The sequence below is a fragment of the Ruegeria sp. YTSC002 genome (assembly GCF_059609845.1).
This window is the reverse complement of the sequence record NZ_JBXWML010000007.1, coordinates 62,802-88,588: the sequence shown is the minus strand read 5'-3', so window position 1 is coordinate 88,588 and position 25,787 is coordinate 62,802. Positions and strand designations below refer to the sequence as shown.

17 protein-coding genes are annotated in these 25,787 nt (G+C 62.4%); 8 read left to right on the top strand and 9 right to left on the bottom strand.

Annotated features, from left to right (window positions below; genetic code table 11):
- The first annotated feature begins 60 nt into the window (after positions 1–60).
- Positions 61–5,487: an alpha-2-macroglobulin family protein gene (locus AC2FFD_RS14395; RefSeq protein ID WP_496873417.1), complete on the top strand. Its 5,427-nt coding sequence runs from the start codon at positions 61–63 to the stop codon at positions 5,485–5,487.
- A 36-nt stretch (positions 5,488–5,523) separates the two neighbouring features.
- Complete coding sequence (gene pbpC, locus AC2FFD_RS14390; RefSeq protein ID WP_496873416.1) at positions 5,524–7,560, top strand: penicillin-binding protein 1C; 2,037 nt, start codon at positions 5,524–5,526, stop codon at positions 7,558–7,560.
- On the opposite strand, the gene AC2FFD_RS14385 is transcribed toward pbpC, so the two are convergent.
- Genes AC2FFD_RS14385 through AC2FFD_RS14370 form a run of 4 tightly spaced genes read right to left on the bottom strand, consistent with a single transcriptional unit; the run spans position 7,557 to position 14,234 of the window.
- A complete protein-coding gene (locus AC2FFD_RS14385; protein ID WP_496873415.1) occupies positions 7,557–9,599 on the bottom strand; it encodes a hypothetical protein in 2,043 nt (680 codons plus the stop codon). The two genes, pbpC and AC2FFD_RS14385, sit on opposite strands and share 4 nt — an antisense overlap.
- On the bottom strand, positions 9,596–12,358 hold the full coding sequence (locus AC2FFD_RS14380) for a DUF4159 domain-containing protein (protein ID WP_496873414.1): 2,763 nt from the start codon (positions 12,356–12,358) through the stop codon (positions 9,596–9,598). The genes AC2FFD_RS14385 and AC2FFD_RS14380 overlap by 4 nt, the downstream gene beginning before the upstream one ends.
- A complete protein-coding gene (locus AC2FFD_RS14375) occupies positions 12,355–13,230 on the bottom strand; it encodes a DUF58 domain-containing protein (RefSeq protein WP_170346772.1) in 876 nt (291 codons plus the stop codon). The genes AC2FFD_RS14380 and AC2FFD_RS14375 overlap by 4 nt, the downstream gene beginning before the upstream one ends.
- On the bottom strand, positions 13,227–14,234 hold the full coding sequence (locus tag AC2FFD_RS14370; RefSeq protein ID WP_425079929.1) for an AAA family ATPase: 1,008 nt from the start codon (positions 14,232–14,234) through the stop codon (positions 13,227–13,229). The genes AC2FFD_RS14375 and AC2FFD_RS14370 overlap by 4 nt, the downstream gene beginning before the upstream one ends.
- Before the next feature lie 64 nt (positions 14,235–14,298).
- Here AC2FFD_RS14370 and AC2FFD_RS14365 point away from each other — a divergent pair, with 64 nt between their 5' ends.
- On the top strand, positions 14,299–14,874 hold the full coding sequence (locus AC2FFD_RS14365) for a DUF1285 domain-containing protein (RefSeq protein WP_170346774.1): 576 nt from the start codon (positions 14,299–14,301) through the stop codon (positions 14,872–14,874).
- Here AC2FFD_RS14365 and AC2FFD_RS14360 read toward each other — a convergent pair.
- The gene (locus tag AC2FFD_RS14360) at positions 14,857–15,807 is read right to left on the bottom strand and encodes a DMT family transporter (RefSeq protein WP_496873413.1); all 951 of its coding nucleotides are present in this window, start codon (positions 15,805–15,807) and stop codon (positions 14,857–14,859) included. The two genes, AC2FFD_RS14365 and AC2FFD_RS14360, sit on opposite strands and share 18 nt — an antisense overlap.
- 175 nt (positions 15,808–15,982) lie before the next feature.
- Here AC2FFD_RS14360 and AC2FFD_RS14355 point away from each other — a divergent pair, with 175 nt between their 5' ends.
- Together AC2FFD_RS14355 and AC2FFD_RS14350 are read left to right on the top strand one after the other, a co-directional pair.
- Entirely contained in the window at positions 15,983–16,735 is a 753-nt protein-coding gene (locus tag AC2FFD_RS14355; protein WP_480685799.1) for a hydroxypyruvate isomerase family protein, read from the top strand.
- Between the two features lie 76 nt (positions 16,736–16,811).
- On the top strand, positions 16,812–17,042 hold the full coding sequence (locus AC2FFD_RS14350; protein ID WP_496873412.1) for a DUF2798 domain-containing protein: 231 nt from the start codon (positions 16,812–16,814) through the stop codon (positions 17,040–17,042).
- Between the two features lie 48 nt (positions 17,043–17,090).
- On the opposite strand, the gene polA is transcribed toward AC2FFD_RS14350, so the two are convergent.
- The 3 genes from polA to AC2FFD_RS14335 all read right to left on the bottom strand — a co-directional run bounded on the left by polA (position 17,091) and on the right by AC2FFD_RS14335 (position 20,689).
- Positions 17,091–19,889: a DNA polymerase I gene (gene polA / locus AC2FFD_RS14345; protein WP_496873411.1), complete on the bottom strand. Its 2,799-nt coding sequence runs from the start codon at positions 19,887–19,889 to the stop codon at positions 17,091–17,093.
- Positions 19,890–19,959: 70 nt separating this feature from the next.
- A complete protein-coding gene (locus tag AC2FFD_RS14340; RefSeq protein WP_496873410.1) occupies positions 19,960–20,430 on the bottom strand; it encodes a hypothetical protein in 471 nt (156 codons plus the stop codon).
- Positions 20,431–20,512: 82 nt separating this feature from the next.
- Positions 20,513–20,689, bottom strand: a complete 177-nt coding sequence (locus AC2FFD_RS14335; RefSeq protein ID WP_170346779.1) for a zinc-finger domain-containing protein — start codon at positions 20,687–20,689, stop codon at positions 20,513–20,515.
- A gap of 87 nt (positions 20,690–20,776) precedes the next feature.
- On the opposite strand from AC2FFD_RS14335, the gene AC2FFD_RS14330 reads away from it, so the two are divergent.
- Positions 20,777–21,769 carry an ABC transporter ATP-binding protein gene (locus AC2FFD_RS14330; protein ID WP_496873479.1) on the top strand — a complete coding sequence of 331 codons (993 nt, stop codon included), beginning with the start codon at positions 20,777–20,779 and terminating at the stop codon, positions 21,767–21,769.
- Here the strand turns inward: AC2FFD_RS14330 and AC2FFD_RS14325 are convergent.
- Positions 21,766–22,230 (bottom strand): DUF1203 domain-containing protein, encoded by a 465-nt coding sequence (locus tag AC2FFD_RS14325; RefSeq protein WP_170346780.1) that lies wholly within the window; start codon positions 22,228–22,230, stop codon positions 21,766–21,768. The genes AC2FFD_RS14330 and AC2FFD_RS14325 overlap by 4 nt on opposite strands.
- A 110-nt stretch (positions 22,231–22,340) precedes the next feature.
- Here AC2FFD_RS14325 and AC2FFD_RS14320 point away from each other — a divergent pair, with 110 nt between their 5' ends.
- Both AC2FFD_RS14320 and AC2FFD_RS14315 read left to right on the top strand, forming a co-directional pair.
- Positions 22,341–25,259, top strand: coding sequence for an error-prone DNA polymerase (locus tag AC2FFD_RS14320; protein ID WP_496873409.1), 2,919 nt, complete (start codon positions 22,341–22,343; stop codon positions 25,257–25,259).
- A 48-nt stretch (positions 25,260–25,307) separates the two neighbouring features.
- Positions 25,308–25,721 carry a group III truncated hemoglobin gene (locus AC2FFD_RS14315; protein ID WP_496873408.1) on the top strand — a complete coding sequence of 138 codons (414 nt, stop codon included), beginning with the start codon at positions 25,308–25,310 and terminating at the stop codon, positions 25,719–25,721.
- Positions 25,722–25,787: the final 66 nt, after the last annotated feature.

Here is a 25,787-nt window from a genome sequence, read left to right as displayed (position 1 = left end):
TTTAAGCCGTTGCGTTACAGGCGCGCGCCATGCAAGGCTGAGCCCAAATAGGAGGGCACTATGCGTCGCTTTGTTTTTATTTCAATGACTTACATAATTTTCCTTCTGATCCTTCCCGCTGCCGTTCTGGCGCAGGGCGCGGTGCCTGAGTTCCGCTATGTCACCTCTCGGGACACGGATTTTTATGGCTCGGATTTGGATGCTCTGTTCGACACCGATCTGAAGTCCTGCATTCAGGCCTGCTCGGCAAACGCGCAATGTACGGCGTTCACCTACAACACCCGGTCCGATGCCTGCTTTCCCAAAAGTGGCGTGAACCGGCAAGAGGCGTATCAAGGCGCATTGTCCGCGCAAAAGGTGCCAAGCGCTGAACAGACCCTAACCTTGGGAAAAACGCGCGAGCAAGCACTCAGCGTCCTGAGTTCTGACGATCTGGGTCACGCAAGAAAACAAGCCCGCGATCTGGGGTTCCTGCACCCGGCAGGAGGGTATGATCTGCAAGCCGTTCTGGATGCCGCGCGCGACGCGGGCAGTGTCACGCAAGCGATGCAGTGGACCGGCGTCGCCGTATCGCTAAGCGACCGCGCGGATCTTTGGGTGGAATATGCGCGCCTGCTGCTGGCCATGAACCCTTCGGGTTGGAACGAGCGGCGCGACCTGCGCAACCGCGCGCTGAATGCGGCGATCAATGGCTATCTGCGCGCCAATGGTCCCGGCTCCCAGATCGCTGCGCTGATGACCCTTGCGGAGGTCCTGGAAGAGGTTGAGCGCGGGCGCGACATGATCCCTGTTCTTCGGCTGGCCGAGCAGGTGCAACCGCGGGAAGACGTATTGGCCGCCTTGGACAACGCCATCGGTAAATATGGCTTCCGCGTGGTCGACAGCTCGGTCGAAAGCGATGCGGCTGCCCCCAGGATTTGTATCGAATTCTCGGAATCGCTGGTCAAGGCCGGGGTTGATTATGATCCCTTCGTTCAGCGTGACGCTGACGGGCTGGTCGTGCAGGCCGAGGGCAGGCAGCTTTGCGTCGATGGGGTTGCGCATGGCCAGCGCTATCGCCTGACATTGCGCGAAGGCTTGCCTGCCGCCTCGGGCGAAGCACTGAACCGCAGCATTGAACTGACCCATTATGTTCGCGACCGGGCACCTTCGGTTCGGTTTCCTGGGCGCAGCTATGTCCTTCCGAAATCTGCCGACGCGGCCTTGCCTGTCGAAACGGTCAATGTCACCGAACTTGACCTGACCCTGCGGCGGGTCAGTGATCGGAACCTGTTGCGTGCCGTGCAACAGGGTTTTTTCGGCCGCCCGCTCAGCGAATGGCAGGAAGAGGAATTCTCGGACCAGATTGCCCAGGACATCTGGACGGGTACTGCCGAGGTTTCAAACCAGTTGAACCAGACCATGACGGCACGTCTTCCCATGGCCCAAGCGATCTCGGATCAACCTGCGGGTATCTATGCATTGACCGCCCGGGTTCCGGGGGCCGATCCCTATGACGATCCCGGCGCAACGCAATGGTTTGTGCTTTCTGATCTGGGGATCAGCACCGCCTTGGGCACTGACGGGCTGCACGTGACCGTGCGCGGGCTAAGCGATGGGGCACCGCGCGAGGGTGTCGAAGTTTCGCTGGTCTCAGGGGCGAATGCTGTCATCGCATCGGCACAGACCGATGAAACCGGCTATGCAAGGTTCGATCCGGGCCTGACACGCGGCAAAGGGGCCAGCGCGCCTGCTCTGGTGACGGCGGCAATCGATGATAGGGATTTCAGCTTTCTCTCGCTGACCGATCCTGCCTTTGACCTGTCGGATCGCGGCGTTGAAGGGCGCGCACCGGCGGGGCCGGTCGATGTCTTTCTGACCACCGACCGAGGTGCCTATAGGGCCGGCGAAGTGATCCATGTCACCGCCCTGTCCCGCGATGGCAAGGCGCAGGCCATCGAGGGCCTGCCTCTGACGGCGATCCTGTATCGCCCGGACGGGGTGGAATACCGCCGGTCTGTCTCGGATGGCGGTGTTGCCGGGGGCCATGTCTTTGCCCTGCCCGTGGCCGCAGACGTACCGCGCGGCGCATGGAAAATTGAAATCAAATCCGATCCAAAAGGCGATGCGCTGGCGCGTCAGACCGTTCTTGTCGAGGATTTCCTGCCCGAACGGATCGATTTCGAACTGACTCTGCCCGACGAACCCTTGCGCCCCGGCGACAGCCCACCGCTCTCGATCGACGCGCGCTATCTGTTTGGAGCGCCGGGGTCGGACCTGAGCATCGACGGGCAGGTCATCGCACGCCCGGCGGACACGGTCCCGGGCTACGACGGATATCGCTTTGGTCGCTATGATGCAGAAACCTCGATCAAGAGCACATATTTCGGAGACACGCGCACAGACGCGACGGGGCACGCGACCGTAGCAGTCAAAATCCCCGTGTTAGAGACTGAGGGAAAGCCGATCGAGGTCGAAATCATCGCCCGGCTGGCCGATGGCTCGGGCCGCCCGGTCGAGCGACGCCTGACCGCGCCCGCCCAGCCGCCGCACCCTGTTATTGGTGTCAAACCCCTGTTCGACGAGGTCATCCCGGAAAGCACCGAGGCTGCGTTTGAGATCGTTGGCCTGTCTCCTGAGCTGACGCCCATTCCGATGCGCCTGCGCTGGACGCTGAACAAGATGGAAACGCGCTATCAATGGTACCAGCTTCACGGCGACTGGAATTGGGAACCGACAACGCGCCGCACCCGTGTCGCCACTGGCGAAGTGGACGTTTCCTCCGACCCTCTGACGCTGACACAGCCTGTGGAATGGGGGCGCTATGAACTGGTGGTGCAACGCGTAGACGGAACATATACCGAAACCGCCGTCGATTTTTATGCGGGCTGGTATCAGGCCGCCGATGCGTCAACCACGCCGGACCGGCTTGAAATGTCATTGGATCGCGACAGCTATCGCATCGGGGATACGGCGCAGTTGCGGATTGTACCGCGAATGGCCGGTGTCGCTCAGATCGAAGTCCTTTCGAACCGTCTGATCCATCGCCAAATGGTGGAAGTGCCGGAAGGTGAAACTCTGATCCCCATTGAGGTAACGAAGGATTGGGGCCCAGGGGCTTATGTCACCGCAACCGTGATCCGCCCAATGGATGTTGCAGCCGGTCAGAACCCGGCGCGGGCAATGGGCGTGGCCCATGCCAGCATCGATCCAGAGGAACACAAACTCTCCGTAACTGTCGATGTGCCCGAGGTCACCGCACCACGTCAGACGCAAAAAGCCCGTATCAGGGTCGAAAACACCGTGGACAACGAACCGGTCTGGCTGACGCTGGCCGCTGTCGACGTGGGCATTCTGAACCTCACCGGGTTCGAAAGCCCGGACCCGCAAGGATACTATTTCGGGCAGCGCCGTCTGGGCGTTGATCTGCGGGATGTCTACGGGCGACTGATCGACGGCATGACCGGAGCCATGGGCACCGTGCGCTCGGGCGGCGACAATGACAGCGGGATGCGTCGCCAGTCTCCGCCGCCGACGCAAGACCTGATGGCCGTGTTCAGTGGCCCGGTCGAGATCGGCGCGGATGGTGAGGTTGAGATCGACATTCCCCTTCCCGCTTTCAACGGAACCGTCCGCCTGATGGCCGTCGCGTGGTCGCACAAAGCCGTCGGCCAGGCCGAAGCTGAAATGATCGTCCGCGACCCTGTGGTCGTCACCACCAGCCTTCCGCGCTTCCTTGCCCCAGGCGATCAAAGCCGCATGCGTCTTGAGATCGTCCATGCGGATGGCACACCCGGGGAAATGGCACTTGGCCTGAGCGCCTCCAACGGTTTGGAGCTGGGTGCGGCACCATCCAGCTTTGTGCTGGAAGACGGTGGCAAGGCGGTTTTCGAGATCCCGATCACGGCCAGCGCCGTCGGCGATCCTGAAATCAGCGTCTCGATCACCACTCCTGATGGGCGCGACCTGTCGCAAACCCTGCGGATGCCCGTGCGGGCCAATGATCCGGTGATTGCCCTGACACGGCGTTTTGCCTTGGGCGCAGGCGACAGCTTCCTGTTTTCACAGGACGTGTTTGACGGGTTCCAGCCGGGTTCGGCCAAGGCCATCCTGTCCGCCGGAGCGTTGGCAAAATTCGACACACCCGGACTGCTGGATCAGCTGAACCGTTATCCCTATGGCTGCACCGAACAGATCACCAGCAAAGCACTGCCGTTGCTGTACCTGTCATCCGTTGCGCAAGCCTCGGGGCTGGGGGATGGTCCGGTGGTGGATCAGCGCATTGCCGATTCGATCCGCAGCATCCTGACCCGTCAGGCCGCGAACGGCGCCTTTGGTCTGTGGCGCGCAGGCAGCGGGGATTTCTGGCTGGACGCCTATGTGACCGACTTCCTGTCCCGTGCCCGCACTCAGGGACATCCCGTGCCGGACCGGGCTTTCGCTCAGGCAATGGACAACCTTCGGAACAGGGTCAATTACGCGCCTGATTTTGACGAAGGCGGTCAGGACATTGCCTATGCTCTGATGGTTCTTGCGCGGGAAGGTGCGGCCTCGATGGGCGATCTGCGCTATTACGCGGATGTCAAAGGGGATGCCTTCGACACCCCTCTGGCGGCGGCACAATTGGGCGCAGCCCTGGCCTCTTACGGCGACCAGACCCGCGCGGATGCGATGTTCAACCGTGCCGCGCGGATGCTGGATCGGCAACAGAACCAGCAACAGAACATCTGGCGCGCTGACTACGGCACCCACCTGCGGGATGCGGCCGGTCTGTTGACCCTTGCCACGGGCGCGGGCAGCGAGGCGATTGACCGCGATGCTTTGATCCAACGGGTGAGCACGGGCCGCACGCCGCTGTCCACGCAGGAGGCCACGTGGTCATTGCTGGCGGCGCACGCGCTTGTGTCTGACCCAACGGGATCGGGCTTGATGGTCAACGGCGCGCCGGTTTCCGGTCCGTTCGTGAAGGTTCTGCAATCCGGGCAGGCGGATGAGATCAACATCACGGCCGCCGACGTTCAGGCGACGGACATCACCTTGACGATCACGGGCATTCCGGAGGTTCCGCCCGAGGCGGGCGGCACTGGCTACGCGATCGAACGCCGGTACTATTCGATGGATGGTGATTTGATCGACGCAAACAGCTTTGCCGTGGGTGACCGGTTCGTCACTGTACTGCAAGTAACACCGTTCGAAAGCGGCGGTGCGCGGTTGATGGTGGACGATCCACTGTCCGCCGGGATCGAGATCGACAACCCGAGCCTGCTGCGCTCGGGCGATGTGCGGGCACTCGACTGGCTGGACCTGTCCGACGCCACCCATACCGAGTTCCGTTCGGACAGGTTCCTGGCCGCCGTTGATTTGTCCGGTCGTGAGACGGTAACGCTGGCCTATGTGGCGCGCGCCGTAACACCGGGCGTGTTCCATCATCCTGCGGCCTCGGTCGAAGATATGTACCGCCCGCAGAACCGTGCGCGTACGTCGACCGGACGGGTCGAGATCCAGTGATCAGCCTTGCGCCATACCGCTGCTTGGGTGGCTGTCATGCCTAGGCGGTCGCGGCTTTTGTTTGCGCTGGCCGGAGCACTCTACCTGACGGCACTGGCGCGGGATGGTGTTGACCGCTGGGTCGACGCCACAACCCTGCCTCCCGTTCTGGCTGAAACTTCGGTCGAGATGCGAGACCGGAACGGCGACCTTCTGCGTGCATTTCCAGTCGAGGATGGCATCTGGAGGCTACGGCCCAGCGCCGTCGATCCGAATTTCATCGCCATGCTGATCCGGTACGAGGATAAACGGTTCTGGACCCACGCCGGAGTGGACTTCATCGCGATGCTGCGGGCCGCCGGGCAAAGCCTGTGGAACGGGCGTAACGTGTCGGGCGGGTCCACCCTGACCATGCAGGTGGCACGGTTGATCGAAGATGGCACGACCGGGCGCTGGAGCGGGAAATTTCGCCAGATCAGAGTCGCATTGGCGTTGGAGCGGCGTCTGAGCAAACAGCAAATCCTGAACCTTTATCTGACCCACGCCCCCTATGGAGGCAATCTGGAAGGGCTCCGTGCCGGTGCCCGCGCGTGGTTTGGAAAGGACGCCGCCCGGCTGACTCCCGCACAGACAGCCCTGTTGGTCGCACTGCCGCAATCCCCCGAGGCCCGGCGTCCGGATCGCAACCCACAGGCCGCCCGAGAAGCGCGTGACCGGGTGCTGCGCAGGCTTGAACGCCATAACGTCCTGACCGGTGCTGAGGCGCGCGCGGCCATGACCGAACCCCTTCCGGGTCGGATGAATCCGTTTCCGCGCCTTGCACCGCATCTGACTGACCGTGTGGTGCGGCAAGCACCCGCAATCCAGGCCTTCGACCTGACCCTGGATGCCGGATTGCAGGCCCGGCTGGAAACCTTGGTGGCCCAGGCCGCCACCCGTGTCGGACCACGCGTTTCCGGGGCCCTGATCGTGGCCGATCATCGCAGCGGCGAGGTTCTGGCATCGGTCGGATCTGCCGGGTACCAGGATGCGCGTCAGGGGTTCGTGGATATGACCCGGGCCGTACGGTCGCCCGGATCGACCCTGAAACCTCTGGTCTACGGGCTGGCCTTCGATCAGGGGCTGGCCCATCCCGAGACCCTGATCAGCGACAGCCCCGTCATGTTCGGTCGGTACGCGCCGCGCAATTTTGACGGCGCATTCCGTGGAGATGTCCGGGTGCGGGAGGCATTGCAATTGTCGCTGAACGTCCCCGTTGTACGGCTGACGAATGAGCTGGGGCCCGTTCGTGTGATGACGGCATTGCGGTTGGCCGGCTCGGAACCGCGTCTGAAGGGCGGCACACCCGGATTGGCGATTTCTTTGGGCGGCGTGGGGTTGAGCCTGCACGATCTGGTACAGGTCTACGCCACCCTGGCAGCTGGAGGCACAGGCCCGATCCTGCATCATAACGTTCTGGCAGACGCCCAGCGCACCCCGCGCGTTCTGTCAGAAACCTCTGCCTGGCAGGTTGCGGACATTCTGGCCGGGCTCGCGCCACCGGCAGGCGGTGCAACAGGGTCGCTTGCCTACAAGACCGGCACGTCTTATGGCCACCGCGATGCCTGGGCCATCGGCTTTGACGGGCGGCACGTCATCGGGGTCTGGCTGGGCCGCGCCGATGGAACGCCTGTTCCCGGTGCATTTGGGGGCGATGTTGCCGCGCCGCTTCTGGCCGAGGCTTTCAACCTGTTGAAACCCGACCTCACGCCCCTGCGTCCCCCGCCACCCTCGACCCTGCTTGTCGGCGCGGCCCAATTGCCGCAACCGTTGCAGCGATTTCGCCCCCGCACGACAGCTTTCAAGGATGATCCCTCGGCGCCGGACCTGCTGTTCCCGCCAGATAACGCCGTGTTAGAGACGTCAGGAGCACCATTGACGGTCAAACTGCGTGGGGGCGTCGGGCCGTTTTCCGTGCTGGCAGATGGCGTACCGGTGCTGACCGGTCAGCGGCGACGAGAGTTTGAAATCCCCAATCCGGGGACCGGCTTCACCTCGCTTGTCGTGGTGGATGCGCAAGGTCAGTCCGACAGGGCGTCAATCAGGATCGATTAGCGCCGCCCTTCGCGCAGCCAACCGCCCAACAGGAAACCTCCTGCCAACAGCAAAACCAGCCAAGGTGGCAGCAGACCCGCCTGGGTCACATCCCGTGTCTCGTAGGCATCGCGCGGGGTCAGACCGATCCAGCCCCGACCAGCCGCCGGACGCCCGGCGCGCACGTTGCGGATCGACGGCAATCCATCTTCCAAACGGATCACGCCGCCACGCATGCCGGCCAGAACCGGTTCAAGAACATCCCCCGTTGCAATGGTGCGTTCAAATTCCTTCGGCGCGGCGGGACCAAGGCCAATCACGGCTGTATGGTCGCCTTCCTGCAAACGGTAAAGACCAATCTCAGGCCCAAAATATTGCGCTTCGAACCGCCCCGGAGAGACCTCTTGCAAAGTGATTTCCAGCGTTTCGCCGTTCGGACGCGTCACAGTCACCGGACCCACATCATCCCCAAGCGTCTGTCGAATGATGCGCATGGACTGCCCGTTGGCTTCGGCCCACAGCGCCTCTTCCTCAAGCTCGGGTTCCTTCATCATCCAATGGGCCAGCCTGCGCAAAAGCTCCAGTTGTGGGCCGCCGCCTTCAAAGCCACGGCTCCACAGCCAGGCGTGGTCCGAAGCCAGCATCGCGACACGCCCTTCGCCCACTCGGTCCAGAACCAGCAGGGGGCGTTCGTCAATGCCTGTCATCAGAACCTCGCCCGAGCGATGGTTCACATCGATCTGGCGCAACCAGGCCCCCCAATCCTCGGAATCGCCAAGATTTGTTGTTACCGGATGGCGCTGACCCAAGTCGCTGACCTTCGGAACATAGCGTTCCTCGAAGACACGCGCAGAGGGTTGAGCCGGCAGGATCGGTGCCAGCGGCGACCGGAAAATGCTGTCAGCTCCGGCGAAATCGGGACCGGCCGCAATCAGAACGGCGCCGCCATCGTTGATATAACTGGTGACGTTGTCCAGATAGATCGCAGGCAGGATGCCGCGCCGCTTGTAGCGGTCGAATATGATCAGATCGAAATCGTTGATCTTTTCCAGAAACAGTTCACGCGTTGGGAAAGCGATGAGTGAAAGCTCGTCGACGGGCACGCCATCCTGTTTCTCGGGCGGACGCAGGATGGTGAAGTGCACGAGGTCTACGGAACTGTCGGATTTCAGCAGGTTGCGCCATGTGCGCCCGCCGGGATGCGGCTCTCCCGAGACCAGCAGAACGCGCAGGCGATCCCGAACGCCGTTCATCTGGATCAGCGCGGTGTTGTTGCGGTCAGTCAACTCACCTTCGGCCTGAGGCACGGAAAACTGGATCACGTTGCGCCCGCCATGCGGCAGGGTGACAGGCAGTTCGACGTCCCGACCGATTGGAATACTCAGCTGCTGCGGCTCGCCACCATCCACGGAAATCTCCAGCGGCGCTGTCGCGGCACCCGCGGGGGCTGCACCGCTGTCTTCCACGCGCAGGGTCAAAGTCACTGATTCTCCGATGATGGCAAAGGCCGGCGCGTTTCGGACGATAAGCCTACGATCCCAGTCGTCTGCACGCCCGGTTTGCAACAGATGCATCGGCGCCGGCAATTCCGGGGCCTGATCGGCATCATGCACGATCCCGTCCGATACCACCAGAATGCCCGCAATGCGCGCGCGCGGTTCTTCGGCCAGGGCTTCATTCAGGGCGGCCATGACCTGCGTGCCCTCATCCCCGTCACCGTCGCCGACCCGAATGCGGCGCAGTTCCGTATTGTCCCGCGCCTCGATCTCGGCGGCCAGATCTTCGGCGGCCTGCGCCGTTTGTTCGGCCCGGTCCGAAAGTGTCTGGCTGGCGCTTTCATCCTCGATCATCAAAACGATATCCGTCAGCGGCGCGCGGTCCTCGACTTGATAGACCGGACCGGACAGTGCCGCGATGACAACCAAAGCCGCCAATCCCCGCAGGGCCCAGCCCGACAAGCCGCGCCACAAGGCCAGACCTACTCCGACAGCGGCAATCGCCCCCACAGCAGCCAAAAACGGCCACGGGATCAGAGGGTCGAATATGACGGTTCCGGTCATTGTCCCAACCTGTCCAAAAGTGCGGGCACGTGGACCTGATCGGATTTGTAGTTCCCGGTCAGAACGTGCATCACCAGATTTACGCCAAACCGATTTGCCAGTTCGCGTTGCCGTTCCCCGGCATAGCCACGACCGACAGGCAAAAGGGCCTGGCCGTTGCGATCCACGGCCCAGGCCCCGGCCCAGTCATTGCCGCCGATAACCACCGGTGTCACGTTGTCATTGAGGTTTCGGAAAGGCATCCCTTCGATCTGTTCTGCATCCCCGGGCGCAGCTTCGACCCAAACTTCTGCGCCGGAATAGCGGCCCGGGAAATCCTGGAGCAAATAGAATGTTCTGGTCAGGACGTGATCGCGGGGAATCGGCTCTAATGCAGGGATATTCAGCGGTCCGGCCAGTTGCTGCAACTTACGGCCATTCGGACTGGATGCGCCGAAACCAGCAATATCCGCATCGCGCGTATCAAACAGGATCATCCCACCCGAACGCAAATAGGCGTTCAGTTTGATATACGCCTCAGCCGAAGGTTGCGGCTGGTTCGGCGTAATGGGCCAGTAGAGAAGCGGAAAGAATGCCAGTTCGTCTCGCTCCAGATCAACGCCGATTGGGTCCGCCGGTTCGACAGAGGTGCGAAAGAACAGGGTTTGCGCCAAGCCCCGCAATCCGGCCTCGGCAATATCGTCCACCTGCGCCTCACCGGTCAGCACATGCGCCAGCACAAGCTCGTGCGTTGCGGCAAGGGCAAATTCGGTATCTTCGGGCGTCTGCGCCTGTACGTCCGGCACCAGCAGAAAAGCGGCCATCGCGGCAGCCGCCGTTCGCGCCAGACCCAGCCTGCCCGACAAGGCCAGCGAGGCAATTACGTCAACCGTCAGCAAGATCAGTGCGAGGCTGAGCAACAGGCCACCAAGCGGGGTTTCCGTGCTGACCTCCTGCCCTTTGATCGGCACATTGGCGGGCCAGGTCACCGGGCGCAGCTCGGTTTCTTCCGAGACCACGTTCAATGCCAGCTTCTGCTTTCCGCTTTCATAGAGACCCGGACGCAAATCTGGCCCGATCCTGCCCGAGATCAGCTGAACGCCATCCACACCGGCCAGGGTTCCGGCATCTGACAGGGCGCCAAACCCGTCCATAATCTGAACCGGCTCCCACGTGGTGCCTTGCAGTTGCGATTCTTGCCGCGACTTGGCCGCCGAAGCCACGGCCAAACGATCCAGCATCTCGACGAACAGGCCTGACAAGGGCAGGCTGGACCATTCGGCATCCGCAGTGACGTGAAACAGCACCACCTGCCCAAGCCCCAGTGCCTTGCGCGTCACCAATGGGGTGCCGTCGGACAGCGAAGCAATCACGCGATCCGCCAAGTTAGGGTCTGGTTGGGCCATGACTTGTGTCGAGACAACCACGTCATCCGGGATAGCCAGGCCGTAAAAAGGAGAGTTCTCGGGGAATGGAGCCAGCGTCTTGGCTTCGCCCCAGCTCATCGCGCCGCCGACGGATCGCCCACCGCTGCGCAGCCGCGCCGGCAACAGGGTGTCTTCGGTGTCCCTGCCCAGATCGCTGGCCGCCATGCGCGGACCGGCAAAACGCAGCAGCAGCCCACCCTGTTCGACCCATTCGATCAAAGCAGCCTTTTCCGGTTCAGACATCTGGGCCACGTCCGACAGGACGATCACATCCGGGTTGGCGGGCAGAACCTCAAGCAGGCCGCCATCGACAAAATCCGCGGTCGGGACCAGGACCTGCGTCAGGTAATGCAGAGGCGACAACAGCTCCAGCCCTTCACGGTTGCGGGTTCCGGCAATCAGTGCAACCTCGCGCCGGCGCAGACTGTCATCGGTCAGGGTCACGGCCCCGGCGGACCTTTGGCCCTGAATTTCAAACCGCGTGATCCGGGCGCGCAATTCCGACGGCAGCGCCAGATCGGCCTGCGCCGTGGTTTCGCCGGCTTCAAAGGTCAGGTCGACCGAATGCAGCACCCGGGCCGTGCCCGCCGGATCACGGCCTTGCGCCAATACCGTCACGCGGTCTTCCGGTCCGAGGCCCGCGCGCTGGACCGTCAATTGGATCAGCCCGTCCTGATAGGCCGCAGGCCGGATCGCAACGGGCCGGGAGGCCGCCTGATAGACCGTCACATCTCCGCGCGCCTGAAGGCTGGACACCAGTTCAGCGTGGTCTGCATAGTCCAGCCTGTCACTGAACCAATGGGTATCAAATCCGCCGTCAACGGCGTTCAACGCGCCAATGGTCTGAGCAATCTGATCCGCATTCGGCTGCCAGGGGTTCGGGGTCAGCCCCGGCAAACGCCCGCGCCACGCTTCCGCAGCCTGAAATACAGGTGTTTCCGGCTCTGTCAGGCGCAAAATCGCAACCGTGCGGCCCGCGCGCCCGGCTTCGGACAGCTGGGTGTCGATTTGGTCAAGTGTCGCCGGCCAGCGCGCGGCACCGGCCCAACTGGCATCCAGCACCAGCAGCAGCGGCCCGGTTCCGGTTTCATCCCGTGACGGGTTCAGAACCGGCCCTGCCAGCCCGATGATGATCGCAGCCGCCGCCAGCATCCGCAGCAGCAGCAGCCACCACGGGGTGCGGTCAGATACGCTTTCGTCATCCTTCAGGCCCAGCAGCAGCGTGACCGCCGGGAACAAGCGGCGGATCGGTGCGGGCGGAACAGCGCGCAGGATCAGCCACAGGATCGGCAGGGTCAGAAGACCCAGCAACACCCAGGGCGCGGTAAAGCCGATGCCCGCCAGAACCGTCATCGCGTTCCCCCGTCCAAGGCCCGATAAAGCCACAACAGAGCCGCCTGCGCGCTGTCGCCCGTGTGATGCAGGCCCAGTTGCCAGCCCGTCGCTCGGCATAACTGCGTCAGCGCGTCCTTGCGGCGTGCGAGGCGTTCCAGATAACGATCCCGCAACTCAGCAGCCTTGAGCGTTTCGTGTCGGACGGACCCTCCGACGCTTTCGAAGATGGTGCGCCCGCGATAGGGAAACGACTCCTCACCCGGATCCAGCACTTGCAGAACCACGCCGCGCACGCCACGGTCGGCGGCTTTGGTCAGGGCCAGTTCAACCTCATCCATGGGGCCCAGAAAATCAGAGATGAACACGGCGCGGGCATGAGGGATCATGGCGCGGTGTTCGGGCGGGGCGTAATCCGCTTGATCATCCTCGGACCAGGCCTGCGCCAGCCGGATGATCTGCGCATTGCCGCGCCGGGGCGGCAAGGTGGTGCCGGTCAGGCCGACACGTTCACCACCGCGCACCAGAAGGATGGATGTCGCCAGCCCCAACAGCCGGGCGCGATCCGCTTTGGTCGGCAGGGTCTTGTCGGATGCAAACCGCATTGAAGCCCCCTGATCGACCCACAGCATCACGGATTGCGCGATCTGCCATTCCCGCTCACGTACAAACTGCTGATCCCCCCGCGCCGAGCGGCGGTGATCGATCATGCGACGGCTGTCGCCGATCTGGGCCGGACGGTATTGCCAGAAATCATCCCCCATGCCGGACCGCCGTCGACCGTGGTCGCCCAGCAGAACGGTACCTGCCAAATGCTCGGCCCGCGCCAACAGGGGCGGCAGCCGTGATGCCTCGGCTTCGGATCTTTCGCGAAGGGTCAGCGCGGCATTCACGCCGCGGCCTCGGTCCGGATCAGCCCGACAGCGGTCGAGTCGATCAGATCAGCAAGGCTGTCGCCACGCGCCCGTGCCGCAAAGTTCAGTGCCATCCGATGGCTGAGCACCGGGCGCGCCATGTCCAGAACATCCTCGGCATTTGGCGCCAGACGTCCCTGCAACATGGCACGCGCCCGCACCGTCATCATCAGCGCCTGCGCTGCACGAGGGCCCGGGCCCCAGGCCACGGTTTCGGCAACCCGTTCGGACACACCAGATTCTTCGGGGCGGAAGGCCCGCACCAGATCAAGGATCAGCTCAACGACGGATTCTCCGACCGGCATCCTACGCAACAGGACCTGCGCGGCCAGCAACTCTTCCTTGCTGAAAATCTGATGCGCTTCCTCTTCTTCAACCCCTGTCGTGGCCAGCAGAATATCCCGCTCGGTCTGACGGTCGGGGTATTCGACATCGATCTGTACCAGGAACCGGTCAAGCTGCGCTTCGGGCAGCGGGTAGGTGCCTTCCTGTTCAATCGGGTTTTGCGTTGCCAGCACGTGGAAGGGCGTACCCAATGAACGATCCTCGCCCGCTACGGTCACTGTACGTTCCTGCATCGCCTGCAACAGCGCCGACTGAGTCCGCGGACTTGCCCGGTTGATCTCGTCCGCCATCAACAGCTGACAGAAGATCGGGCCGGGAATGAAACGGAAATGGCGGCTACCATCGTCGGCAGTATCCAACACCTCAGAGCCCAGAATATCGGCAGGCATCAGGTCGGGCGTGAACTGAATGCGGTTGCCATGCAGGCCCATCACCGTTGACAGGGTCTCGACCAGACGCGTTTTGCCCAGCCCCGGCAGACCGATCAGAAGGGCATGGCCGCCACACAAAAGTGCGGTCAGCGTCAGGTCCACGACCCTCTCCTGCCCGATGAAGCGGCGGGTGATCGAGGCCTTGGCCTCTTGCAGCTTGTTTTCCAGCGCTTCGATCTCGGCTACGAGGTCGGCAGGTTCGGTCATGACTTTCCCTTCCGTGGACTATTATGATTGAAGTGTATCGCGCTGAGAGGAAATGGCAAAAGCAATGAGCGGACAAAAACCTGTGAAACCGTCGCCAGATGGTCTGGCGGCATCGGTCAAGGCGGCCAAAACCAACGGTTTACCGCCCGTTCACCTCTGGAATCCTCCGTTTTGCGGCGATCTGGACATAAAGATCGCAAAAGATGGCACATGGAGTTATTTAGGCTCACCCATCACCCGTTTCGAGCTTGTGAAGCTTTTTTCCTCAATTCTTAAGAAGGAAGACGGCAAATACTACCTCGTCACGCCGGTCGAGAAGGTGGGAATCACTGTCGAAGACGCGCCGTTTGTTGCTGTGGATTTCGACCGGGACGGGGATGGAAAGGACCAGTCCTTGACCTTTACAACTCATGTTGGCGACAGGGCCGTGGCCGGAGTTGACCATCCGATCCGCATTGTAATCGACCCTGAAACAGACGAACCCTCACCCTACATATTGATCCGCGACAACCTCGAAGCCCGCATAGACCGCAAAAGCTTCTACCGCCTCGTCGAGATCGGAACGCATCATGACGGCTGGTTTGGTGTTTGGTCAGGCGGGCAGTTCTTTGGCCTGATCCCCTCAGCCGACCTGAGCTGACCGGGGCGCGCGATCCTGTGCCAGCACGACAGCCATTGCAACAATGCCCGCACCCAGTGCCCGGGTCCAGTTCCACTCGTCCCCCAGCATCAGCATGATCAGCATCACGTAGAACGGGGCAACATTGATGTGAAAAGAGGCCAACGCGACGCCCAGCTTGCCGACGGAGGTGATGAAAAGGACCTGGCTGAGGCCCATGGAAACAAGCGCATAGATCATCAGCATGCCTGCCTGCTGCACGTCGAATGCAGTTGCAGGCATCACTTCCAGGCCAAGCTGCGCCGATCCGAAAACCAGCAGCGACGCCATGCCCAGCCCTCCGACGAAGGTGATCGTGGTGCGCCCGGTCTGGCTGAGCTCGGGGAAGTCCCGGGCGGTTGCCATGCTGGCCCAGCAAAACAGCACCGTTGATCCAACCGCACAGGCCGCGCCCAGGCCCAACTGTGCCGGGGCCAAGGCGCTGGTGGCGATCAGCCCGCCGACAATCGACACAAGAACGCCCAGCGCAAAACTCCACTTCAACCGGCGTGTGCCAGCAGCCAATTCAAGCAATGTGGCCACCAAGGGCGCACACGAGACGATGAGCGCCACCGTCACCGGGTCGGTCAGCTTTTGCGCCACGATCAAAAGGAACATTCCCGACCCGATCCCAAGGCCGCCGACGGTCATTGCATGACCCCAGCGGGCCGAAACAACCCGGCGCGGTCCGTCCAGAATCACCCAGACCGGCACCATCACCAATACGGCCAACGCCAGTCGCGCGGCCAACAGGGCAACGGGCGGCCATGTTTGCAACAGCACTTCGGCCGCCGGAAACCCGGCCGCCCATGTCAGCATCGAGGCCACGGCCAATCCGTTGCCCGACAAGGCAGAATACTGCCCCGCGGACGCAGAAAGGCTGTTCCCGCGGACGGGGTCTGGGCTCATCGCCATCGTTTCGAACCTTCTATTGGCACGGCGCCGGAAAAATGATTCGCCGCGATACCAGAAACGTTTCCGATTTCCTCGGGTCGATCTGGTCGAATTTCGACAAACTGTCGTTTTCTGTCACTTTCGCGGAAATCAACGCGCGGATAAGGTCGGGCCACCTGAAACCCATGGGCCGCCTATGCCAAAATTCGCCGCGAATATCTCGTTGCTCTTTGCCGAACTTCCGTATCTCGACCGGTTTCAGGCAGCGGCAGACGCCGGGTTCCGGGCGGTCGAGATCCTGTTTCCGTATGAACTTGCGGCAAAAGAAACCCGGCGGGCCTTGCTGGCCAACGGGCTCGAACTGGTTCTGATCAACGCGCCTCCGCCGAATTATACCGGTGGCACACCAGGTTATGCCGCCATCCCCGGCGGTGCGTCCCGGTTTCAGTCTGATATCCGCCGCGTTCTGCGCTACGCTCAGGTGCTGCGACCGGGCTTCATTCATATCATGTCCGGATACGCAGCCGGAACGGATGCGATGGACTGCTTCGTGCACAACTTGCAGTGGGCTGCCGATTTCGCACCGCAGCAGACTTTCACGATCGAACCCCTCAATCCGATGTCCCAACCCGGCTATTTTCTGAACGACTATGATCTGGCGGCCGAGGTACTGGGCCGCGTGGATCGCCCGAATGTCGGTCTGCAATATGACAGTTTTCACGCACATATGATCCACGGCGACGCGCTGGCCGTCTGGGAGCGTTTTCACCCCAGTGTTGTCCACGCCCAGATCGGGGCCGCCCCCGAACGTTCTGAACCGGGGCGCGGGCCCACGGATTTCGCGCTGCTTTTCGCGGCAATGGATGATGCTGGTTACACTGGTTGGGTCAGCGCCGAATACGCGCCTTCTACCCGGCACACCGAGGCATCTCTGCACTGGATGCAATAGGCCTGTGCGCCTGCGCACTGGAAATCACATTTCGAATGCCGCATATGAACCGGCAAATCAGCAGAGGAAGAGCCGCATGATTCCCGCACGTTTTGCCCCCGTCCTGTTTGCCTTCATCCTGTCAGGGCTGATGTCCTGCATCGTGACCTGCATCGCAACATTCAAAGAGATCGGGCTGGGCCCCGAGACACTCGCCAGTTGGATGGGTGCCTGGAGCGTCAGCTGGCCGGTGGCCTTCGCGGTGGTTCTGTTCGTGGCCCCGCTGACCCGCCGGTTGGTCGCGCTGTTGGTCAGGCCCGAGGCCTGACCTGCCGCGAAGATGGCCCGCCGGGCCTGATGAGCGGCATGGCGCTTGCTAATGCGCCTCGGCCCAGTTGGCGCCTTTGCCCGCATCCACCGTCAGTTTCACGTCCAGCTTCACCGCCGGGTCGGGCGCGTTCTCCATAACGTCGCGTGCAATCTCGATGGTCTGATCCACGGAATCCTCGGCGACTTCGAACAACAGTTCGTCATGGACCTGCAACAGCATCTTGGCGGGCAGCCCATTGATCGCACCCGGCATCCGCACCATCGCGCGCCGGATCACATCCGCCGCCGTGCCCTGAATCGGCGCGTTGATCGCCGCCCGGCGCGAGAATCCTGCATGCGGCCCCTTGGCGTTGATCTCGGGCGTGTGGATTTTGCGCCCGAACAGGGTTTGGACATAGCCGTGCTCTTTGGCAAATGCCACCGTGTCATCCATATACTGGCGAATGCCCGGAAAGCGTTCGAAATAGCGGTCGATGAAACCCTGTGCCTCGGCCCGCGGGATGCGCAGGTTGCGCGCCAGGCCGAAGCCCGAGATGCCATAGATCACACCAAAGTTGATCGCCTTGGCCTGACGGCGGATATCCGGCGTCATCTCATCCAGCGGCACGTCGAACATCTCGGATGCCGTCATCGCGTGAATGTCCAGCCCATCGGCAAAGGCCTGTTTCAGAGTCGGAATGTCGGCGATATGTGCCAGGATGCGCAGCTCGATCTGGCTGTAGTCGAGGCTGACCAGAACATTGCCCGCCTCGGCGACAAAGGCCTCGCGGATACGGCGGCCCTCCTCGGTGCGCACGGGGATGTTCTGCAAATTGGGGTCGGTCGAGGCCAGACGCCCGGTATTCGCCCCGGTGATGGCGTAAGACGTGTGCACCCGGCCCGTGTCGGGGTTGATATGGGTCTGAAGCGCGTCGGTATAGGTCGATTTCAGCTTGGACAGCTGGCGCCAGTCCAGCACCCGGCGCGGCAATTCATGCTCGGTCGCCAGATCTTCCAGCACATCGGCGCCGGTCGAGTACTTGCCGGTCTTGCCCTTCTTGCCACCTTCCAAGCCCATCTTCTCGAACAGGATCTCGCCCAGCTGCGCGGGTGAGCCGACGTTGAAGGTTTCGCCGGCCAGCTCGTGAATTTCAGCCTCTAACCCGGCCATTTTCTGGGCAAAGGCGTTCGACATGCGGCTCAGCACATCGCGGTCGACCTTTATGCCGTGCATCTCCATTTCCGTCAGAACCGGCACCAAAGGGCGTTCAAGCGTCTCGTAGACAGTCGTCACCTGCACCCGGTGAAGCTGCGGCTTGAACAGTTTCCACAAGCGCAGGGTGATGTCGGCATCCTCGGCGGCATAGGCGGTGGCCTCGTCGATCGGCACCTTGTCGAAGGTGATCGCCGATTTGCCCGACCCCAGCAGCGGTTTGATCGGGATCGGCGTGTGGCTCAGGTATCTCTCGGACAAGGTGTCCATCCCGTGCCCATGCTCGCCACCGTGCATGGCGTAGGACATCAGCATCGTATCATCGATGGGGGTCACATTGATGCCGTGACGCCTGAATATCTTGGCGTCGTATTTCATGTTCTGCCCGATTTTGAGGATCGAAGGGTCCTCTAGCACCGGCTTCAGCAGTGTCAGCGCCTCATCCAGCGGCATTTGCCCTTCAGCCAGCGCGTCTGAGCCGAACAGATCATCCGCCGCACCATCGCGGTGGGTCAGCGGGATGTAACAGGCTTCGCCAGCCTCGACACACAGCGAAATACCGACCAGATCGGCGATCATTTCATTCAGACCGGTGGTTTCGGTATCCACCGCAACCCAGCCTCGCTCATGGGCCTGATCAATCCACTTTTGCAGAGCCACTGCATCACGGACACATTCATACTTCGCCGAGTCAAACGGGATCGTCTCGGCCTCAACTTCCTTGGCCGCAGGCGCCGGTGCATCGGCGATGGCCGGTGCTTCGACGCCCAACTTGTCAGCAATCCGTTTGGTCAGTGTGCGAAACTCCATATCCGCCAGAAAACTCAGCAGGGTCTCTGCGTCGGGCTCCCGCACTTCGAGATCATCCAGCGTGAAATCCAGCGGTGTGTTCTCGTCCAACTGCACCAGTTTCTTCGACAGTTCGATCTGATCGCGCTTGTCGATCAGGGTTTGCCGGCGCTTGGGCTGTTTGATTTCCTCGGCCCGGTCCAGCAGTGTTTCCAGATCACCGTATTCGTTTATCAGAAGGGCAGCCGTCTTGACCCCGATGCCCGGCGCGCCCGGCACGTTGTCGACGGAATCGCCGGCCAGCGCCTGAACATCCACAACGCGCTCGGGATAGACGCCGAATTTCTCGAACACCCCCTCGCGGTCGATGCGCTTGTTCTTCATGGCGTCCAGCATCTCGACACCGTCGCCCACCAGCTGCATCAGGTCCTTGTCGGAACTGACGATGGTCACCCGCCCCCCGGCCTGGCGCGCCTGGCAGGCCAACGTGGCGATGATGTCGTCGGCCTCGTACCCCTCCAGCTCTTTGCAGGCGATGTTGAAGGCCTCGGTCGCCTGCCGGGTCAGCGGGATCTGCGGGCGCAGGTCCTCGGGCATCGCCTCGCGGTTGGCCTTGTAGAGGTCGTACATGTCGTTGCGGAAGGTGTGCGAGCCCTTGTCGAAGATCACTGCCAGATGGGTCGGCGCATCAGAGCCGTGGTCGCCATCCACGTACCGCTGCAGCATGTTGCAAAAGCCCGAAACGGCCCCAATCGGCAAACCATCCGACTTGCGGGTCAGCGGTGGCAGCGCGTGGTAGGCCCTGAAAATAAAGGCCGATCCGTCGATCAGATGCAGGTGACACCCTTTTCCGAATTTGCTCATGCGCGCGCTCCCTATCGGTCAGGGATGGTTCTGCCACAGGGTCGCGCGGGTGACCAGCCAAGAACGCAGCCTAACCGCCAAACAGCCCCGAGAAGACGTCAGAGAAACTGTTCAGCAAAGCCATGATCACCAACACCCCAAGCAACGCAAAAAACGCAAGGGCAAAGAACTGGAAAAGGATTGCCCCCGTACCGATAACCATTCCGGCGATGGCAGGGCGCCGCTTTTCGTGACGCAGGATGCCAACGGCAGAGATGACGATCGCAAGCCCGCCCAGCATGGCAACACCGATCCGCAGGAAATCATCCAGATCGCGGGCGCGGGCAACGGGCTCGGGTTGTTCCACCCCCGCGGCGGCCCTCAGGGTCGATTTGCCGATCTCGGCTGCCAGTTCACCCAGCGACACACCCGCAGTCTGCTGAGGTGCAAAAGGCCCCGCCCAGAATACGAACAACGCGGCAATCAACGCCAAAGACGCGATGCCGAACCCAACCCATCCGAAAACCGGGTCAGCATTGTCAGTGGTCGAAATTACGGTCATCACGTATCCCTGCTTTGGTAGCTCCAAAGCACTATCATGAAAACCGGGGCAAGATTTGGGCGAAACCCGGTTGGTCGGGCAATCAGCCCTGTTCGGTGCCTTTCAGCACATATTTGCAGTCGCAATACGGGCACTCGACCCAGCCTGTATCCTCGGGGATTTGCAGCCAGACGCGCGGATGGCCCAATGCGCCTTCGCCGCCGTCACAGGCGACACGGGCGGTTTCAACGATCTTGGTTTCCGGCGCTTCGATGGTCACGGCTGGCGATCCTTCTTCGGTTGTCGGCCTCGCGGGCATGCATTAGGTGCGTTTATGAGCGATGAGCAATCCGGGGGCAAGAGCCACATGAGCGATGCGGCAATCAGGATAGAAGGTCTGCGCAAAACCTATCGTGGCGGCAAGGGTCAGCCTGAGAAACACGCGCTGAAAGGCATTGATTTGACTGTTCCCGGGGGTTCGGTTTTTGGGCTGCTGGGCCCGAATGGCGCCGGGAAATCGACCCTGATCAATATTCTCGCCGGGTTGGTGGTGAAGTCCTCGGGCCGTGTATCGATCTGGGGTTTCGATCAGGATCAGAATCCGCGACAATCCCGCGCCGCGATTGGTGTCATGCCGCAAGAGCTGAACCTTGACCCGTTCTTCACCCCTCGGGGTGCATTGGAGGTTCAGGCAGGCCTGTACGGCGTTCCGAAATCCGAGCGACGCAGCGATGAAATCCTTGAACTGGTCGGCCTCAGCGACAAGGCCGAGGCCTATGCCCGCACGCTGTCGGGCGGGATGCGGCGGCGGCTGCTGCTGGCCAAGGCGCTGGTCCATCACCCCAAAATCCTGGTGTTGGACGAACCCACGGCAGGCGTGGACATCGAACTGCGCCAGATGCTGTGGGCCAATGTGCGCAAGCTGAACGAACAGGGCATGACCATCATCCTGACCACCCACTATCTGGAAGAAGCGCAGGAGATGTGTGACGAAATCGCCATCATCAACCACGGTGAAAAGATCGCTCAGGACAGTACCGCAAACCTGCTGGGCCGCATGGACAGCCGGACCATGGTCATTGTTCCCGACACCCCGGTGGTCGACCTGCCGGTGACCGAAGGCGTCGAGGCCAGCTTACGTGAAGACGGCAGCCTTATACTGCAATATCGCAGCGCCCGGACCAGCGCCGAGCAGGTTCTGGAATCCGTCCGGGCGGCCGGCATCCGCATCCGCGACGTGCGCACCGAAGAGGCCGATCTTGAGGACGTGTTCCTGGCCCTGACCTCCTCGCGCGCCGACGATGCCCCGGCCGACGATCAGGACCAGCCACGCCGGGGCCTGCACCGGGTCAAGCTCTAAACCCGGTCTATCCGCGCTTGGTAGCAGTTGTTCCGTGCCGATCTTACGTGAATATAGGCCACGTCCGGGCGGGCAAAGATGGCGCTGACTTTTGCGTCGATCTGATCTTTTGGCGTGATTGCCCCGGTGCCATAAACGATCCGGTCATCTGGTCCATACCCCTTGATCAGATAGTCCGGTGCAGTGGTCAAAATCTCGGGCAGGGCGTCGCCTTCATAGCGCTTGCAAGGCGTTGCGCACAGAAAGATCGGTCCTGTTTCAGCGTAGGGATGTGGCTCTAAAAAGGGGCGATGCGCCAGTATCAGCATCTCTGCGCCTTCGGGGATGTTCCTCAGGCAGTGGCGACAGGGATTGCCAGCCCCCGACGAAACGGCGCGCTCGGGCGTGTGGCCATAGGCATCAGGCTGACCTGCCTGAAGGGCGCGGACTTCGTCAGTGGGCAGAGCGGTGATTTTGAACATCTCGTGTCTCCTTTTTCTGCAACCATGCGCGCCTGTTCAGGTCCAGGCGACCCGTTTCCTGCGCAAAGGACTCGAAAAAGAACAAAACGTGAATATAATGTGGAATCGCCATGTATGCCGAACTGTCGATCACCTCGAACTTCACCTTCCTCACCGGGGCCTCGCACCCCGAGGAGTACATGGAGCGCGCCGTCACCCTGGACCTGCCCGCCATCGCCATCGCCGATGACAACTCGGTGACCGGGATCGTCCGCGCCCACACCCAGGCGCGCGAGATCGCCCGCAAGGTCCGTGAACGCCGCGCATGGGACGAGCAGAACACGCCCATCGGCCCGCCCTGCCCCGATCACATCCCGAAACCGCCCTCGTTTCCGGTGCATGCGGTGCCGCGGCTGATCCCGGCGGCGCGGCTGCTCTTTACCGATGCCCCGCCCGTCACCGCCCTGCCCCTCAACCGGCAGGGCTGGGCCAGCCTGTGCCGCCTCCTGTCCACCGGGCGGCTGCGCGCGGCCAAGGGCGACTGCATCCTGCACCTGTCCGACCTGCTGGAGTTCTCCGACGGTCTGCACCTGCTGCTCTGGCCACAGGCGGGCCGTCCGACCGGCGGCGCGAGCGGATGGCGGACACAGGCGCAACAGCTGACGCGCCGCTTTGCCGGGCGCATGCACCTGCTGATGCATCCCCGCTATGACGGGGCGGATTCCGCGTTTTTCTCAATGTTAGAGATTGAATCAGACCATCTGGGCCTGCCCACCATCGCCAGCGCCGCACCGATGATGCATCACGGTTCGCGCCGCAAGCTGGGTGATGTGCTGACCGCCATCCGCCTGCGCCGCAAGGTGGACGACCTGGGCCGTCACGCGCTGGCCAATGGCGAGCAGCGCCTGCGCTCGGAACCCGAGATGCTGCGCATCTTCAAGGGCTTTGAGGACGCCGTGGCCCGCGCTTATGCGCTCAGCCAGGAACTCACATTCTCGCTGGACGAGCTGCGCTATGAATATCCCAGCGAGGGCAGCGACCAGGAAACCCCGACCCAGCGCCTGCATCGGCTGGCACATGAAGGGTTGAAATGGCGCTATCCCGCCGGGGCGTCCGAGAAAGCCAAAAAGATGCTGGCGCATGAGCTGACGCTGATCGGCAAGCTGAAATACGAGCCCTATTTCCTGACCGTCCGCGACATCGTGCAGTTCGCCCGCTCGCGCGGCATCCTGTGCCAGGGGCGCGGCTCGGCGGCGAACTCCGTCGTCTGTTTCTGTCTCGGCATCACCGAGGTCAGCCCCGAGATGGGCACAATGGTCTTTGAACGCTTCGTCTCCGAGGCGCGGGACGAGCCACCCGACATCGACGTGGATTTCGAACATGAACGCCGCGAAGAGGTGATCCAGCACATCTATGAACGCTATGGCCGCCACCGCGCCGGGCTCTGCGCCACCGTGATCCACTATCGCGGCAAGCGCGCCATCCGCGAGGTGGGCCGCGCCATGGGCCTGACCGAAGACACGATTTCCGCCCTGTCCTCGCAGCTGTGGGGGTTTTTCTCGGCCTCGGGGCTCGAGGCGGAACGGATGCGCGAGATCGGCCTCGACCCCGAGGATCGGCGCCTGAAACAGACTCTAATACTGGTTTATGAAATCAACGGCTTCCCCCGCCACCTGTCCCAGCATGTGGGCGGATTCATCATCACCGAGGGCCGTCTGGACGAGCTGGTGCCCATCGAGAACGCCACGATGGAGGACCGCACCGTCATCTGCTGGGACAAGGACGATATCGACACGCTGGGCATCCTCAAGGTCGATGTCCTGAGCCTTGGCATGCTGACCTGCATCCGCAAGGCGTTTGATCTGATTGGCCAGCACCACCAGACCAGCTATACGCTCGCCACCCTGCCGCCCGAGGACCCGGCGGTCTATGACATGCTGTGCCGCGCGGATTCGGTCGGCGTGTTCCAGGTGGAATCACGTGCGCAGATGAACTTTCTGCCCCGGATGCGGCCGCGCAATTTCTATGATCTGGTGATCGAGGTCGCCATCATCCGCCCCGGCCCCATTCAGGGCGACATGGTGCATCCCTATATCCGCCGCCGAAACGGCGAGGAGGAGGTCAGCTTCCCCTCGGACGAACTGGGCGAGGTGTTGGGCAAGACGCTGGGCGTGCCGCTGTTTCAGGAACAGGCGATGCAGATCGCCATCGTCGGCGCGGGTTTCACCCCGGAACAGGCGGACCGGCTGCGGCGCTCGCTGGCGACCTTCAAGAAACATGGCAATGTCAGCGAATTCCGCGCCCTGTTCCTGCGCGGGATGCAGCGCAACGGCTATGACGCCGAATTTGCCGAGCGCTGTTTCTCGCAGATCGAGGGGTTCGGCTCCTACGGCTTCCCCGAAAGCCACGCGGCCAGCTTTGCGCTGCTGGTCTATGCCAGCGCCTGGATCAAGTGCCACCATCCGGGGATTTTCGCCTGCGCGCTGCTGAACTCGCAGCCGATGGGGTTCTATGCCCCCGCCCAGATCGTGCGCGATGCGCGCGAGCATGGGGTGCAGGTGCGCCCGGTCTGCATCAATGCCAGCTTCTGGGACAACGTGATGGAGCCCGACGGCCATGGCGGGCTGGCCCTGCGGCTGGGCTTCCGCCAGATCAAGGGCCTGAGCGAAGAGGACGCCAGTTGGCTGACCGCCGCGCGCGGCAACGGCTACCATCAGGTTGACGACGTCTGGCGCCGCGCGGGCCTTGGCCCCTCGGTGATCGAGCGTCTGGCCGAGGCCGATGCCTTTGCCGCCTGCGGCTTGACCCCGCGCGAGGCGCTGTGGCAGGCCAAGGCGATCGCCACCGCCAGGCCTCTGCCGCTGTTCGCGCAGGATCTGGAAGGCGAGGCGCTGGACGAGCCCGCCGCCCATCTGCCCGGGATGTCGCTGGGCGAACAGGTGGTCGAGGATTACGTCGCCACCCGCCTGAGCCTGCGGGCGCATCCCGTGGCTCTGCTGCGGCACCTGCTGACGCCAGGGCAGCGCGACAATACCACCCCTGTCACATAACGCCGGAACCGCCTATCTGCCAAAAAACAGAGGCGAAAACAGGCCACCATGACCAGACCAACCCTTCCGCCGCGCTTTCCCGCGACGCCCGAGCAGATCAACGCACAGGTTCGCGCCTTTTACGCCCGTGTGCGGCAGGACGCGGTACTTGGCCCGGTATTCGCCAACCATGTCACAGACTGGCCCGCGCATGAGGAAAAGATCGCATCCTTCTGGCGCAACGCCATCCTGTTCGAGCGCAGCTATGACGGCAACCCGCAGCGGGTGCATATCGAACGACCGGACGTGAAGCCCGAGATGTTCGCCCATTGGCTGGACCTGTTCGAAAAGGTCGCCACCCAGACCCTGCCTCCGGAAACCGCCACACCATGGGTCGCTCTGGCGCGCCGCATCGGTGTTGGGATGAAGGCCGGGGTGCAATCGGCCCGCCAGCCCAAGGACGCGCCACCGATCCTGAGTTGAACCCACGGCATGGCTGCCTTGCGATGTTAGCGGTAAATTAGGGGCTATGCGGGTCGAGAAAATAGG

Bases quoted from the DNA above. Each gene is read 5' to 3' on its own strand.
- AC2FFD_RS14395 (WP_496873417.1), top strand. From the start codon at position 61: ATGCGTCGCTTTGTTTTTATTTCAATGACTTACATAATTTTCCTTCTG.
- pbpC (WP_496873416.1), top strand. From the start codon at position 5,524: ATGCCTAGGCGGTCGCGGCTTTTGTTTGCGCTGGCCGGAGCACTCTAC.
- AC2FFD_RS14385 (WP_496873415.1), bottom strand. From the start codon at position 9,599: ATGACCGGAACCGTCATATTCGACCCTCTGATCCCGTGGCCGTTTTTG.
- AC2FFD_RS14380 (WP_496873414.1), bottom strand. From the start codon at position 12,358: ATGACGGTTCTGGCGGGCATCGGCTTTACCGCGCCCTGGGTGTTGCTG.
- AC2FFD_RS14370 (WP_425079929.1), bottom strand. From the start codon at position 14,234: ATGACCGAACCTGCCGACCTCGTAGCCGAGATCGAAGCGCTGGAAAAC.
- AC2FFD_RS14365 (WP_170346774.1), top strand. From the start codon at position 14,299: ATGAGCGGACAAAAACCTGTGAAACCGTCGCCAGATGGTCTGGCGGCA.
- AC2FFD_RS14360 (WP_496873413.1), bottom strand. From the start codon at position 15,807: ATGGCGATGAGCCCAGACCCCGTCCGCGGGAACAGCCTTTCTGCGTCC.
- AC2FFD_RS14355 (WP_480685799.1), top strand. From the start codon at position 15,983: ATGCCAAAATTCGCCGCGAATATCTCGTTGCTCTTTGCCGAACTTCCG.
- AC2FFD_RS14350 (WP_496873412.1), top strand. From the start codon at position 16,812: ATGATTCCCGCACGTTTTGCCCCCGTCCTGTTTGCCTTCATCCTGTCA.
- polA (WP_496873411.1), bottom strand. From the start codon at position 19,889: ATGAGCAAATTCGGAAAAGGGTGTCACCTGCATCTGATCGACGGATCG.
- AC2FFD_RS14340 (WP_496873410.1), bottom strand. From the start codon at position 20,430: ATGACCGTAATTTCGACCACTGACAATGCTGACCCGGTTTTCGGATGG.
- AC2FFD_RS14330 (WP_496873479.1), top strand. From the start codon at position 20,777: ATGAGCGATGCGGCAATCAGGATAGAAGGTCTGCGCAAAACCTATCGT.
- AC2FFD_RS14325 (WP_170346780.1), bottom strand. From the start codon at position 22,230: ATGTTCAAAATCACCGCTCTGCCCACTGACGAAGTCCGCGCCCTTCAG.
- AC2FFD_RS14320 (WP_496873409.1), top strand. From the start codon at position 22,341: ATGTATGCCGAACTGTCGATCACCTCGAACTTCACCTTCCTCACCGGG.
- AC2FFD_RS14315 (WP_496873408.1), top strand. From the start codon at position 25,308: ATGACCAGACCAACCCTTCCGCCGCGCTTTCCCGCGACGCCCGAGCAG.